The following is a 13991-nucleotide window of genomic DNA, read 5'->3' as shown; positions in this document are numbered from 1 at the left end:
CCCCATCAGCCCAACCAGACATATCCCGCGAGTCGCCCTGTCGAGCGGTCGCGGCGGTACGAGAAGTGGTCGTGCGACTCCAGCGTGCACACCGGGGACTGCGCCCGGTCGCGCACACCGAGCGCGTCGAGTTGCGCGTGCGCTCCGGCGGCGACGTCGACGGCGGGAGTGCCCCAGCTCGTCTCCGCGTACGCCGCCGGTTCGAGCGCGGCGACCTCGGCGCGCATGTCCGCCGGCACTTCGTAGCACCGGCCGCAGACCGCGGGCCCGGTGCGGGCGACGATGCGCGCCGGTTCGGCGCCGAGTTCGATCATGGCGCGCACGGCGGCGGGGACGACGCCCTTCACCATGCCGGGCCGGCCCGCGTGCGCGGCGGCGGCGACACCGGCGACCGGGTCGGCCAGCAGGACGGGCACGCAGTCGGCGGTGAGGACGGCGAGCGCGAGGCCGGGGCGGGCGGTGACGATCGCGTCGACCTCCGGAACCGGCTTCGTGCCCCAGGGTTCGCTGACGACCTGAACGTCAGCGCCGTGCACCTGGTTCATCCACACCACGTCGGCCGGGTCCAACCCGAGCGACTTGGCGGCCAGTTCGCGGTTGGTCAGGACGGCGGCGGGGTCGTCACCGACCGCGCCGCCGAGGTTCAGCTCCTCATACGGAGCGGCGCTCACCCCACCCCACCGGTCGGTGAAGGCGAAGTGCGCGCCGCTCACGCTCTCGCGCTGTCCTATCACTTCAGGAAGTCCGGGACGTCCAGTTCCTCGGCGGCGCTGTCCGAGTAGGTCCGCGACGGCGGGACCGGCGGGCTCAGCGGGGGCAGGTCGGCGACCGGCTCCGGAGCGGGCTCCGGGTCCTCCTTCGGCGTCACGCTGCCGAGCGAGCCGAAGGACGGGCGGGACTCGGGCCGGCTGACCGGGGCGGGCTCCTCGCGGCGGGTGGAGGCCGAGCCGATCACGTTGTCCCGGCGGGCCGGGGGCTGGCCCCCGTCGAAGCCGGCCGCGATGACCGTGACGCGGACCTCGTCGCCGAGGGCGTCGTCGATGACGGCGCCGAAGATGATGTTCGCCTCGGGGTGGGCGGCCTCGGAGACCAGCTGGGCGGCCTCGTTGATCTCGAACAGGCCGAGGTCCGAGCCGCCGGAGATGGAGAGCAGGACACCGCGGGCGCCGTCGATGGAGGCTTCGAGGAGCGGCGAGGAGATGGCCATCTCGGCGGCGGCCACCGCGCGGTCGTCGCCGCGGGCCGAGCCGATGCCCATGAGCGCCGAACCGGCCTCGGACATCACGGACTTGACGTCGGCGAAGTCAAGGTTGATCAGGCCCGGGGTGGTGATGAGGTCGGTGATGCCCTGGACACCGGAGAGCAGGACCTGGTCGGCCGACTTGAAGGCGTCGAGGACGGAGACCTGGCGGTCCGAGATGGACAGCAGCCGGTCGTTGGGGATGACGATGAGGGTGTCGACCTCTTCGCGCAGTTCCGCGATGCCGTCCTCGGCCTGGTTGGCGCGGCGCCGGCCCTCGAAGGTGAACGGGCGGGTGACCACGCCGATGGTGAGCGCGCCGAGCGAGCGGGCGATGTTGGCGACGACGGGTGCGCCGCCGGTGCCGGTGCCGCCGCCCTCGCCGGCCGTCACGAAGACCATGTCGGCCCCCTTGAGGACCTCCTCGATCTCCTCGCGGTGGTCCTCGGCGGCCTTGCGGCCGACCGCCGGGTTGGCGCCGGCGCCGAGTCCGCGGGTGAGTTCGCGGCCGACGTCGAGCTTGACGTCGGCGTCGCTCATCAACAGCGCCTGCGCGTCGGTGTTGATGGCGATGAACTCGACGCCCTTGAGTCCGACTTCGATCATCCGGTTGATGGCATTGACACCACCGCCGCCGACACCGATGACCTTGATGACTGCGAGGTAGTTCTGCGGTGCTGCCACGTCGAAGGCCTCTCGCCTCGAATTACGTTGCCGCCGTTGCCCAGTTGCCTGTGCCCCGGCGACGGATGCCGAATGGGACGGTCCGTAGCGCCGACCCGAACCCTAACGCTGAAGTTTAGGGTTACCAGTGTGTCTGTTCCTTGGAGTCTTCTGAACAGGACACTAAGTCGACAAGTGGCGCCCGTTCAACGAACACGCCGAACCTCCCGTTTTTCTTTTCACCCTATGTGATCAGCCATGTCGCTGCCCAACCAGGGTGCTGGCCTGCGCGTATGTGCGTCAACTCCCCGCTGACGCGGGGGCGGTGGGGACGCTCACGTCGAAGTGCCGGGCGTCCGGCTGGGCCTTCATGAGAGCGCTGAGTGCGCGGGACTTCGCCGCGCCCTTCTCCGAACTCCCCCAGGAAACAGTCCGACCGTCCGCCAGATCGAGCGAAATATCGTCATACGAACGCACTTTGACGGTTTTTGTGCTTTTCAGGACGGCGGACGGCAGGCTGCCGGCCGCGCGCACCGCCTCGCGCACGAGCCGGTCCTCGCCGAAGCGGCGCAGACTCGCGGCGGTGGAACCGGAGTTCGACAGCGCCAGCTCCAGCAGCGGTGCCCCCTCGGGCGGTTGAGGGACCGTCGCGAACCGGACACCCTCGTCGTCGACCTCGGTGTACCCGGCGCCGTGCCGGATCAGCAGGACGGGGACGCGCTCGGTCACCTTGAGGACGACGCCGTGCGGCCAGGAACGGGACACGTCGACCTCGTCGACGCGCGGCAGCGCCCGCTCCAGACGTGACCGGATCGCGTCGGTGTCGATCGACACCAGCGGCGAGCCGACCGGGACCCGGGCCGCGTCCCGGACCTGGTCCGGCGTCAGGACGTCCGTCCCCGAGACGGCGACGCGCTCCACGCGCAGCCAGGAGGAGCCGTACAGCACCCAGGCGCCGCCCGCCGCGAGGAGCACGGCGGCCACCGCGAGGGCGAGCGCCAGCCGGAGCCTGCGCGGCCCCAGCCGCCGCAGCAGGGGCGGGCCGGGCGGGCCCTGCCGACGTACCGCGCCACGCTCGGCGGTGGAGGCTCCTGCGGCCACGCTGTCTGCCCTTTCGTCGGCGCCTAGCGGCGTGAGGCGATCGCCTCGTACACCATGCGGACGAGGAGTTCGTCCGCGTCCCGGCGGCCGAACTCGCCCGCCGCGCGGGACATCTCGTACAGCCGGTGCGGGTCGGCGAGGACGGGCAGGACGTTCTCCCGGACCCATTCCGGCGTCAGTTCCGCGTCGTCGACCAGCAGTCCGCCGCCGGCCTTGACCACCGGCTGGGCGTTCAGCCGCTGTTCGCCGTTGCCGATGGGCAACGGGACGTAGGCGGCCGGGAGTCCGACGGCGGAGAGTTCGGCGACGGTCATCGCGCCCGCGCGGCAGAGCATCATGTCGGCCGCGGCGTACGCGAGGTCCATCCGGTCCAGGTAACTTACCGGGATGTACGGGGGCATCCCCGGCATCTGCTGTACGTGCGGCAGTTCGTTCTTCGGGCCGACCGCGTGCAGGATCTGGATGCCGGCCTGCTGGAGCCAGGGCGCGACCTGCTGGACGACCTCGTTGAGGCGCCGGGCACCCTGCGAGCCGCCGGAGACGAGCAGCGTCGGCAGGTTCGGGTCGAGGCCGAACATGTGCCGGGCCTCGGGGCGGGCCGCCGCGCGGTCCAGGGTGGCGATGGAGCGGCGCAGCGGGATGCCGATGTAGCGGGCGTCGCGCAGCTTGCTGTCGGGCGTGGAGACGGCGACCTGGGCGGCGTACCGGGAGCCGATCTTGTTGGCCAGGCCGGGGCGGGCGTTGGCCTCGTGGATGACGATCGGCACGCCCAGGCGCTTGGCGGCGAGGTAGCCGGGCAGGGCGACGTAGCCGCCGAAGCCGACGACGCAGTCCGCCTTGGTGCGCTCCAGGATCTGCTCGGTGGCCTTGATGGTGCCGCGCAGCCGGCCCGGGACGGTGATCAGCTCGGGCGTGGGCTTGCGGGGCAGCGGGACGGCCGGGATCAGCGCCAGCTCGTAGCCGCGCTGCGGGACCAGCGTGGTCTCCAGGCCCCGCTCCGTGCCCAGAGCCGTGATGCCCACGGTCGGGTCCATCCTGCGCAGGGCGTCCGCGAGGGCGAGCGCGGGCTCGATGTGGCCGGCGGTCCCTCCGCCTGCGAGTACGACATGCACCGAAATTCACCGCTCTCCGGACGGACGTGCCGGGGCACGCCGTCGCATCGTGTTCCATCTCCGGGGTTCCCGGGGGCTCCCGCCCCGCTTTCTACCAAAGCGGGTCTGCCGCATCGCGAGCGCCGCCCGCGCAGCGGGGTCGTCGCGCGCGAACGCGATGAGCAGCCCGATGGCGAACATGGTCGGCAGCAGGGCGGAACCTCCGTAGGAGAACAGCGGGAGCGGGACACCGGCGATCGGCAGCAGGCCGAGCACCGCACCGATGTTGATCACGGCCTGGGCCATGATCCAGGTGGTCACGCCTCCCGCGGCATACCTCACGAAGGGGTCCTCCGTGCGTCCGGCCACGCGGATACCCGCATAGCCTAGAGCCGCGAACAGGGCGAGGACCGACAGCGTCCCCGCGAGGCCCAGTTCCTCACCGGTGACGGCGAAGATGAAGTCGGTGTGCGCTTCGGGGAGTTGACCCCATTTCTCCACACTCGCGCCGAGCCCGGAACCGAAGATGCCGCCCGAGGCGAGCGCGTAGATCCCGTGCACCGCCTGCCAGCAGTCCACCGGGCCCGCCTTGGGGTCGGTCGCGCCGATGCACTGCAGGCGCGCCATCCGGTTCGGGCTCGTCTTGATGAGGATCAGCCCGATCGCCGTCGCCACCGACAACACCCCGACGAACAGCCGCGTGGGCGCCCCCGCCAGCCACAACAGGCCGAACAGGACGGCCGTCAGGATGATCGCCGTGCCCATGTCGCCGCCGAGCATGATGAGTCCGAGCAGCATGAACGCGACGGGGACCAGCGGGACGAGCATGTGCTTCCACTGCGTGAGCAGCTTCTTGTCCTGCTTGCGGGCGAGCAGGTCGGCCCCCCACAGCACCAGCGCCAGCTTCCCGAACTCGCTCGGCTGGATCTGGAACGACCCCCCGAGGGCGATCCAGTTCTGGTTGCCGTTGACGGTCTTCCCTATCCCCGGCACCTGGACGAGCGCCATCAGGAACACGGCGCCCGCGAGGATCGGGTAGGCCAGCGCCCGGTGCAGCTTGACCGGCATGCGCATCGCCGCCACCAGCAGCGCCCCGCCCAGGCACGCGGCGAGGAACTGCTTGCGGAAGAAGAAGCTGCCGGGCAGCGACTTCTGGAGCGCGGTGATCTGCGAGGCGGAGTACACCATCACGAGCCCGAGCACGATGATGAGCAGACTCCCGCCGAGGATCAGGTAGTAGGCGGTGAGAGGCCGGTCCCAGGCCCTTCGGGCGCGGGCGTGCAGGCGCAGCAGCGGATTGTCGCGCTTGCCGCGAGGGCTCGGGACGACGGGCCGCCGCACGACCCGCTGGGTGGGAGGACGCCCGGTACGGCTACTGGACACGTGACGGCAACCCCCTGATTTCCTGGAGAACCCGCCGTCAGCCGATCTCGCGAACGGCCTCCGCGAACGCGTCCCCACGCTGGTTGTAATTGGTGAACATGTCCATCGAGGCGCACGCCGGGGCGAGGAGCACGGTGTCGCCCTCGGCCGCGAGGCGCTGGGCCTCACGCACCGCCTGGAGCATCGCCCCAGTGTCGGTCCGGTCGAGGTCCACGACGGGTACCTCCGGCGCGTGTCGCGCCAGGGCCTCCCGGATCAGCGCACGGTCGGCGCCGAACAGGACGACGCCGCGCAGCCGCTGCGCGGAGCGGGCCACCAACTCGTCGAACGTGGCCCCCTTGGCGAGCCCGCCGGCGATCCACACGATCGACTCGTACGCCGCCAACGACGCCTCGGCGGCGTGGGTGTTGGTCGCCTTGGAGTCGTCGACGTAGGCGACGCCGGCCACGTCGGCCACGTGGGCGATGCGGTGGGCGTCCGGCGTGAAGGCGCGCAGCCCGTCGCGGACGGCCGCCGCGGGCACCCCGTACGCGCGCGCGAGGGCGGCTGCGGCGAGGGCGTTGGCGATGTTGTGCGGGGCCGGCGGGTCGACGTCCGCGACCTCGGCGAGTTCCTGGGCGTTCTTGTGCCGGTTCTCGACGAACGCGCGGTCGACCAGGATGCCTTCCACGACGCCGAGTTGGGAGGGGCCCGGGGTGCCCAGGGTGAAGCCGATCGCGCGGCAGCCCTCCTCGACGTCCGCCTCGCGCACCAGGTCCTCGGTGGCCTTGTCGGCGGCGTTGTAGACGCAGGCGACGCGGTTGCCCTCGTAGACGCGGCCCTTGTCGGCGGCGTACGCCTCCATGGAGCCGTGCCAGTCGAGGTGGTCCGGCGCGAGGTTGAGGACGGCGGCGGAGTGGGCGCGCAGCGAGGGCGCCCAGTGGAGCTGGTAGCTGGAGAGTTCGACGGCCAGGACGTCGTAGTCGCCGTTCACCGCGTCCAGCAGGGAGACGCCGATGTTGCCGACGGCGGCCGTGCGCAGGCCCGCCGCCGTCAGGATCGACGCCAGCATCCGGGTCGTCGTCGTCTTGCCGTTGGTGCCGGTGACGCACAGCCAGGGCGGCGCGTCCGGGCCGCGCAGGCGCCAGGCCAGTTCGACGTCGCCCCAGATCTCGACGCCGGCCGCGCGGGCCGCCGTGAAGAGGGGCTTGTCGGGCTGCCAGCCCGGCGCGGTGACGACGAGATCGGTGCCCTCCGGCAGGGTGCTGCCGTCGCCGAGGCGGACGGTGACGCCGAGTTCCCTCAGGTCGTCCGCCTGCGCGCGTGCGCGGTCGTCGTCGCCGTCGTTGACGACGGTGACCTCCGCGCCGAGCCCGCGCAGCACCTTGGCCGCCGGGACGCCCGAGACGCCGAGTCCGGCGACGACGACGTGCTTTCCCTGCCAGTCGGTCACTTGTCCGCTGCCCATCCCGCGTAGAAGAGGCCGAGTCCGACGATGACGCAGATGCCCTGGATGATCCAGAAGCGGACCACGACCAGGACCTCGGACCAGCCCTTGAGTTCGAAGTGATGCTGGAGTGGTGCCATCCGGAAGACGCGCTTGCCGGTGAGGCGGAACGAGCCGACCTGGATGACGACCGACATGGTGATGAGGACGAAAAGACCGCCCATGAGGGCGACCAGCAGCTCCGTGCGGGAGCAGATCGCGAGGCCGGTCAGCACACCGCCGAGGGCCAGCGAGCCGGTGTCGCCCATGAAGATCTTCGCCGGCGAGGTGTTCCACCACAGGAAGCCGAGGCAGGCGCCCATGAGGGCCGCCGACACGACCGCCAGGTCGAGTGGATCTCGTACCTCGAAGCAGGCGTTGGGGTTGGTCAGCGTCTCGCCGTTGGCGCAGGACTCCTGGTACTGCCAGACGCCGATGAACGTGTACGCGCCGAACACCAGCACCGAGGCGCCGGTGGCGAGGCCGTCCAGACCGTCCGTCAGGTTCACGCCGTTGGACATGGCCAGGATCATGAACAGCGCCCACACGACGAACAGCACGGGTCCGAGGGCCCAGCCGAAGTCCGTGATGAACGAGAGTTTCGTGGACGCGGGCGTATTGCCCCTGTTGTCCGCGAACTGGAGCGACAGCACCGCGAAGCCGATGCCGACGATGAGCTGGCCGGCCATCTTCGCCTTGGCCCGCAGACCGAGCGAACGCCGCTTGACGATCTTGATGTAGTCGTCCAGGAAGCCGACCAGGCCCATGCCGATCATCAGACCGAGCACCAGCAGCCCCGAGTAGGTCGGGGGCTTGCCGGCGATGAGCTTCGCGCCGAAGTAGGCGGCGACCGTCGCGAGGATGAACGCGATGCCGCCCATGGTCGGCGTACCGCGCTTGCTGGCGTGCTCGCGCGGGCCGTCGTCGCGGATGTACTGGCCGTAGCCCTTGCGGGCCAGCAGCTTGATCAGCAGCGGGGTGCCGACCAGGGACAGGAACAGACCAATGACACCTGCGAACAGGATCTGCTTCATCATCGGGCGGAGACCTCGCCCTCAGCGGTGAGCAGCGCCTCGGCGACACTCTCCAGACCGACCGATCGGGACGCCTTCACGAGTACGACGTCCCCCGGGCGCAACTCGCTGCGCAACAGGTCGACCGCCGCCTGTGCGTCGGACACGTGCACCGACTCCTCACCCCACGAACCCTCGTTATATGCGCCCAGTTGCAGCCAGGCGGCTTCCCTGCCGCCGACCGCGACGAGCTTGCCGACATTGAGCCGGACGGCGAGCCGCCCGACCGCGTCGTGCTCGGCGAGCGCCTCGTCCCCGAGCTCGGCCATCTTGCCGAGCACCGCCCAGGTCCGCCGCCCCTTGCCCATGGCCACGAGCGCGCGCAGCGCCGCTCGCATGGACTCGGGGTTCGCGTTGTAGGCGTCGTTGACGATCGTCACGCCGTCCGGGCGCTCGGTGACCTCCATCCGCCAGCGGGAGAGGGTGCCCGCCTCGGAGAGCGCGGTGGCGATCTCACTTGCGGACATGCCCAGCTCATGGGCGACGGCGGCGGCGGCGAGCGCGTTCGACACGTGGTGCTCACCGTACAGGCGCATGGTCACGTCGCTCGCACCGGAGGGTGTGCGAAGCCTGAAGGAGGGCTGTCCGCTGTCCGTGAGTCGCACGTTCTCGGCGCGTACGTCCGCTTCGTCGCTCTCGCCGAAAAGGACCACCTTCGCCTTCGTACGGGAGGCCATGGCCCGGACCAGGGGGTCGTCGGCGTTGAGGATCGCAGCACCGCCCTCCTCTGCCGGGGGCAGACTCTCGACCAGCTCGCCCTTGGCCTGCGCGATCTGCTCCCGGCCGCCGAACTCGCCGATGTGGGCGGTGCCGACGTTGAGGACGAGGCCGATCTTCGGGGGGGTCAGCTCGGTGAGGTAGCTGATGTGACCGATGCCTCGCGCGCCCATCTCCAGGACGAGGAAACGCGTGTCCTGAGTGGCGCTCAGCGCGGTCAGCGGCAGCCCGATCTCGTTGTTGAGCGAGCCCGGTGTGAAAACGGTGGGCGCGTGGCTCTGGAGCACCTGGGCGATCAGGTCCTTGGTGCTGGTCTTGCCCGCCGAGCCGGTCAGCGCGACGAGGGTCGCGCCGAGCTGTCCCACGACGTGCCGGGCGAGGGCGCCGAGGGCCTTCTGCACGTCGTCCACGACGATCGCCGGCGCGTCCACCGGCCGCGACGCGAGGACGGCGACCGCGCCCGCGTCGGTGACCTGGCGCGCGTAGTCGTGGCCGTCGACGCGTTCGCCGACGAAGGCGACGAAGAGGCTGCCGGGTCCGGCCTCGCGGGAGTCGCGGACGACGGGGCCCGTGACGCGCGCGGACGGATCCGGTATGGCGTGAATCTGCCCGCCGACGACTTCAGCGATCTCGGCGAGGGAGAGGGCGATCACAAGTTCATCCCTGGGTCTTCTGGATGGCTTCTCGAAGCACCTGGCGGTCGTCGAAGGGACGGACCACGCCGGCGATGTCCTGGCCCTGCTCGTGGCCCTTGCCCGCGACCAGCACGGTGTCCCCGGCGTGCGCGCGGGCGACGGCGGCCTCGATCGCGGCGGCCCGGTCCTCGAACAGCAGCACCTCGCCGCGCTCGTGGGCCGGCACCGAGGCGGCGCCCTCCAGCATCGCGGTGAGGATCGCGAGGGGGTCCTCGGAGCGGGGGTTGTCGGAGGTCAGGACGGCCGTGTCGGCGAGCCGGGCCGCAGCCGCGCCCATCGGGGACCGCTTGGTGACGTCCCGGTCGCCGCCGCAGCCGAGCACGATGTGCAGCCGCCCCTTGGTGACCTTGCGCAGCGCCTTGAGCACCGACTCGACGGCGTCCGTCTTGTGCGCGTAGTCGACGACCGCGAGGTACGGCTGTCCGGCGTCGACCCGCTCCAGGCGCCCCGGCACGCCGGGCACGGCGGCGACGCCGTCGGCGGCGGCGCGCGGGTCGAGGCCGGCGGTCGCGAGCGCGACGATCGCGGCGAGGCTGTTGGCCACGTTGAACGGGCCCGGGATCGGCGACTTGGCCGGGATCCGGGTGCCGTCCGGCGTGACGACCGTGAAGTCCGAGTCCATCGCGCCGATGTGGACGTCCACCGCGCGCCAGTCGGCGTCCGGGTGGCCCTCGGCGGAGAACGTGACGACCGGCACCTCGGCCTCGGTGACGAGCCGGCGGCCGTACTCGTCGTCGAAGTTGACGACGCCGACCTTGCTGCGCGCGCGGGTGAACAACTGCGCCTTGGCCCGGAAGTAGTCCTCCATGCCGGAGTGGAACTCCATGTGCTCCGGGCTGAGGTTGTTGAAGACGGCGACGTCGAAGACGCAGCCGTCGACCCGGCCGAGCGACAGGGCGTGGCTGGAGACCTCCATGGCGACCGCCTCGACGCCGCGTTCGCGCATGACGGCGAACAGGGCCTGGAGGTCGGTGGCCTCGGGGGTGGTGCGCTCGGACTTGACGCTCTGTTCGCCGATGCGGGTCTCGACGGTGCCGATGAGCCCGGCGGGCCGGGGCAGGCCGCCCTCGACGAGGTAGGCGGTGGTGGTCTTGCCGGAGGTGCCGGTGATGCCGATCTGGAGCAGGCCCTCGCCGGGGCGGCCGTAGATGGTGGCCGCCAGGTCGCCCATCCGCGCGCGCGGGTCGTCGACGACGAGCACCGGCAGACCGGTCGCCGCGGCGCGGCTCTCGCCGGCCGGGTCGGTCAGGACGGCGCTCGCGCCCTGGCCCGCGGCCTGGGCGACGAAGTCGGCGCCGTGCGCGCGGGCGCCCGCGAGGGCGACGTACAGGTCGCCGGGGCGCACGGCGCGCGAGTCGTGGGTGATGCCCGTGATCTCGGCGGTGGCCTGCGGCTTCGGGGCTCCCAGCCGGCCGGCGAGGTCCGCGAGGGAGGTGGCGGAGACCTGGGTCGGCCGGGGCGGTCCCGGGTGGGTCACGGGGGCGCCTTTCGGGGTGGTTCGGGACTGATCAGCGTGTGGCACGGCGGTGAGCGTACCGGGCTGACCCGCTCCGGAGCGAAGCGAGGACGGGGGCGGGGCGTGGTTCCCCGGGTCGGGAGTGATCATGGTCACGGGCTGGTTCCTGGCTGTTCGGCGCTGAACGGTTCACGGCGTGAAGGTCACGGGAAGGTTCGCGGGCTTCGTCCCGGTGGGCGGTACCTGGAGGGTCTTCAGGGCGAACTCCATGACCTGCTTGAAGATCGGGCCGCAGATCTGGCCGCCGAAGTAGCTGCCTTTCGTCGCGTTCTGGATGGCGCAGTAGACGGTGACGCGTGGGTTGTCGGCGGGCGCGAAGCCCGCGAAGGAGGACGTGTACCCCTTGTACGTGCCGGTGGCGGGATCGACTCGGTTCGCGGTGCCCGTCTTGCCGGCCACCCGGTAGCCGGGGATGCGGGCCTTGGTGCCGGTGCCCTCCCGGTCGTCGACCACGGACTCGAGCATCTGGCTCAGCGTCCGGGCCGTCTGCGCGCTGACGACGCGTGACGTCTGCGGCGCGGGCGCGGGCGTGAAGCGGCCGTCGGGTCCCTCGGTGCCGCGCACCAGCGTCGGCTCGACGCGGACGCCGCCGTTGGCGATCGTCGAGTACACGGAGGCCGCCTGGAGGGCGCTGACGGACATGCCCTGGCCGAAGGGGATCGTGTACTGCTGCGAGGTCGACCAGTCGGCGGCCGGGGCGAGGATGCCGCGCGTCTCGCCGGGGAAGCCGAGCCCGGTCGGCTGACCGACGCCGAACTTGCGCAGGTAGGAGGCGAGGACCTGGTTCGCCTCGGGCTGCGTCTTGCCGAGCTGACCGGTGGCGAGGATGGTGCCGATGTTCGACGACTTCGCCAGGACGCCGTTGAGGGTCAGGTACCAGGTCGGGTGGTCGATGTCGTCCTGGAAGAGCCGGTCGCCCCGGTGCAGCCGGTTCGGCACGGTGACCCTGGTCAGCGGCGTCGCCGCGTTCTCCTCCAGGACGGCCGCCATGGAGACGACCTTGGCGGTGGAGCCGGGCTCGTACGCGTCCTGGACGGCCGCGTTGCCCATGTTCGCCGACGACGCCGAGGACAGGTCGTTCGGGTCGAAGCCCGGGGAGTTCGCCATGGCCAGGATCTCGCCGGTGCGGGTGTCCTGGACGATGACGTAGCCTTGGTCGGCCTTCGACTTCCGGACCTGTTCCGTGATCGCGTTCTGCGCGGCCCACTGGATGTCCCGGTCGATGGTCAGCTCGACGTCCGAACCGGGGACGGCGGGCGTCTCCGTGGACCCGGCGGTCGGCACCTGCCGGCCGCCCGACTGGGCGTACCTGATCTTGCCGTCCTTGCCGGCCAGCGTCTTGTTCAGCTGCTGCTCGACGCCACCGCCGCCGACGCCCTCCGCGTTGACCCAGCCCAGTATCCCGGCGGCCAGATCCCCGTTGGGGTACACGCGCTTGCTGCTGGGCACGGCGAAGACGCCGCCCAGGACGTTGACGGCGGTCTTGTCCGCGCTCGCCTTCTCGGCGAGGGTCGCCCGCAGGTCGCGGATCTGCTTCCACACCTGCGGGGTCTGGCGCGAGGCGAGCTTCGCGTACCGCGACGCCGAGTTCTTCGGGCGCAGCTTCTTCACCAGGGCGGCCTGGTCCTGGCCGAGGATCGGCGCGAGCAGGGCGGCGGCCTGTTCGGGGCCGTCGTCGATCTTCAGCTGCTTCGCCGAGAACATCGTCGGGTCGGCGGTGATGTCGTAGGCGTCCTCGCTGGTCGCGAGGGCGACGCCGCTGCGGTCGGTGATCTCCCCGCGCTCGGCCGCGAGCACCTGACCGACGTACCGGTTCTGCTCGGCCTTCGCGGTGTACGTGCTCGCGTCGACCGCCTGGACCTGGAGGAGGCGGACGACGAAGGCGGTCAGGACGAGGGCGAGCGCGACGCCGACCAGGCGCAGGCGGGGCCTCGGGCTGCCGAGGCGCAGCGGCTTCGCGGGGGCCGGGGGGCGCGGGGCGCGGGGGCGGGGGGCCGCGGGGCGCCTCGCCTGGGGGCGCGCGGCCGGTCCGGGCCGGCGTTGCGCGCCCTGTGCGGGGCGCGGGGGCCTGGCGGGGCCGGGTACGCGCCGGCGGGGCGGTTCCCTGTCGGACACTTCCGTCACCTGCCGGGGGTCGAGGGGGCGGGGGTTCCTGCGGAGGGGGTCTGCGGGGTCCGCTGACCAGTGGTCAGATCCTGCTGAGTCGCGGACTGGTCGGGCCGGCCGAGGGGTTGGCCGGCTTGACCGGGCTGAGCGGGCCGGCCGGGCTGACCGATCGGAGCGGACTGGCTGGTCTGACCGGACGGGGTGGTCTGACCGGGCTGGCTGGCCTGGCCCGGCTGACTCTGGCCCGGCTGTCCCTGGTTCGTCTGGGACAGGGTGATCGCCTCGGGCGGGCGGACGGCCTCCTGCGCGTGTGCGCCGGAGGGCTGGGCGGCGGGCGAGGGGACGCCCTTGACGGTGCCGTCCGGCGCGAGGAAGGCGGGGTCGCCGCCGGGGACCATGCCCAGCTCGCGGGCCCGCTTCTGGAGCGCGTCCGGCGCGGAGTACGCGTCGATGTCCCGCTGGAGCGCCTGCTGCTCGTCGGTGAGGCTCTTGGTCTCCCGCTGGAGGTCGTCCATCCTGAACGCGCCTTCGCTGAGCGCCGAGTTGAGCACCAGCAGCCCGATCAGCCCGCCGCCGAGCAGCACGACGACCAGCAGCACGAACGGCGTCCGCCCGGCCGACGCACCGCCCCCGACCGGCAACAACCCCGCCAGCCGACCCCTGAGTTCACCTTTCCCGCTCACAACCCCTCCACCGAGTAGGACGCCTGAGCCACCCGCAGGGATGCGCCCCCCTGCGGAAAACCCCCGGAAGGTGCCACTGCGCAAGCACGCCGCTGCGGGACACCTGAGCGCCCTGCGGTGACCGAGCCCCCGCAAACGCCGGAAACCGGCTCACCCTGAGCGCGCGGCGCACTGGACACGAGCCCCGGGGCCGGATTGCCACCGAACACCGAACCCAGCCGCCCACGTGCCCTCTCCGGGACCGGGCGGCCGTCGAGC

General features: G+C 71.8%; 11 protein-coding genes. All 11 read right to left on the bottom strand.

What is annotated here, in order from left to right; translation table 11 throughout:
• Nucleotides 1–5: 5 nt before the first annotated feature.
• Nucleotides 6–734: a peptidoglycan editing factor PgeF gene (gene pgeF / locus IAG44_RS29795; RefSeq protein WP_187750162.1), complete on the bottom strand. Its 729-nt coding sequence runs from the start codon at nucleotides 732–734 to the stop codon at nucleotides 6–8.
• Nucleotides 731–1924, bottom strand: a complete 1194-nt coding sequence (ftsZ, locus tag IAG44_RS29790) for a cell division protein FtsZ (RefSeq protein WP_187750161.1) — start codon at nucleotides 1922–1924, stop codon at nucleotides 731–733. The genes pgeF and ftsZ overlap by 4 nt, the downstream gene beginning before the upstream one ends.
• Nucleotides 1925–2203: 279 nt before the next feature.
• A complete protein-coding gene (locus IAG44_RS29785; RefSeq protein ID WP_187750160.1) occupies nucleotides 2204–3004 on the bottom strand; it encodes a cell division protein FtsQ/DivIB in 801 nt (266 codons plus the stop codon).
• Nucleotides 3005–3027: 23 nt separating this feature from the next.
• Nucleotides 3028–4116, bottom strand: a complete 1089-nt coding sequence (murG, locus tag IAG44_RS29780) for an undecaprenyldiphospho-muramoylpentapeptide beta-N-acetylglucosaminyltransferase (protein WP_187750159.1) — start codon at nucleotides 4114–4116, stop codon at nucleotides 3028–3030.
• Nucleotides 4117–4122: 6 nt separating this feature from the next.
• On the bottom strand, nucleotides 4123–5478 hold the full coding sequence (ftsW, locus tag IAG44_RS29775; RefSeq protein WP_187750158.1) for a putative lipid II flippase FtsW: 1356 nt from the start codon (nucleotides 5476–5478) through the stop codon (nucleotides 4123–4125).
• 37 nt (nucleotides 5479–5515) lie between these two features.
• The gene (gene murD, locus IAG44_RS29770) at nucleotides 5516–6925 is read right to left on the bottom strand and encodes a UDP-N-acetylmuramoyl-L-alanine--D-glutamate ligase (protein WP_187750157.1); all 1410 of its coding nucleotides are present in this window, start codon (nucleotides 6923–6925) and stop codon (nucleotides 5516–5518) included.
• Entirely contained in the window at nucleotides 6907–7980 is a 1074-nt protein-coding gene (mraY, locus tag IAG44_RS29765; protein WP_246562177.1) for a phospho-N-acetylmuramoyl-pentapeptide-transferase, read from the bottom strand. The genes murD and mraY overlap by 19 nt, the downstream gene beginning before the upstream one ends.
• Nucleotides 7977–9386, bottom strand: coding sequence for a UDP-N-acetylmuramoyl-tripeptide--D-alanyl-D-alanine ligase (locus IAG44_RS29760; RefSeq protein ID WP_187750156.1), 1410 nt, complete (start codon nucleotides 9384–9386; stop codon nucleotides 7977–7979). The genes mraY and IAG44_RS29760 overlap by 4 nt, the downstream gene beginning before the upstream one ends.
• Nucleotides 9387–9390: 4 nt before the next feature.
• Entirely contained in the window at nucleotides 9391–11040 is a 1650-nt protein-coding gene (locus IAG44_RS29755; protein WP_246562176.1) for a UDP-N-acetylmuramoyl-L-alanyl-D-glutamate--2,6-diaminopimelate ligase, read from the bottom strand.
• Nucleotides 11041–11073: 33 nt separating this feature from the next.
• Nucleotides 11074–13059, bottom strand: coding sequence for a peptidoglycan D,D-transpeptidase FtsI family protein (locus IAG44_RS29750; protein ID WP_281404309.1), 1986 nt, complete (start codon nucleotides 13057–13059; stop codon nucleotides 11074–11076).
• A gap of 5 nt (nucleotides 13060–13064) precedes the next feature.
• Nucleotides 13065–13733, bottom strand: a complete 669-nt coding sequence (gene ftsL, locus IAG44_RS29745) for a cell division protein FtsL (RefSeq protein ID WP_187750154.1) — start codon at nucleotides 13731–13733, stop codon at nucleotides 13065–13067.
• Between the last annotated feature and the right edge of the window lie 258 nt (nucleotides 13734–13991).

This window comes from Streptomyces roseirectus (genome assembly GCF_014489635.1).
In the GTDB taxonomy this organism is placed as follows: Bacteria; Actinomycetota; Actinomycetes; order Streptomycetales; family Streptomycetaceae; genus Streptomyces; species Streptomyces roseirectus.
This window is presented reverse-complemented; position numbering and strand designations above follow the sequence as displayed.

Bases quoted from the DNA above. Each gene is read 5' to 3' on its own strand.
- murD (WP_187750157.1), bottom strand. From the start codon at position 6,925: ATGGGCAGCGGACAAGTGACCGACTGGCAGGGAAAGCACGTCGTCGTC.
- mraY (WP_246562177.1), bottom strand. From the start codon at position 7,980: ATGATGAAGCAGATCCTGTTCGCAGGTGTCATTGGTCTGTTCCTGTCC.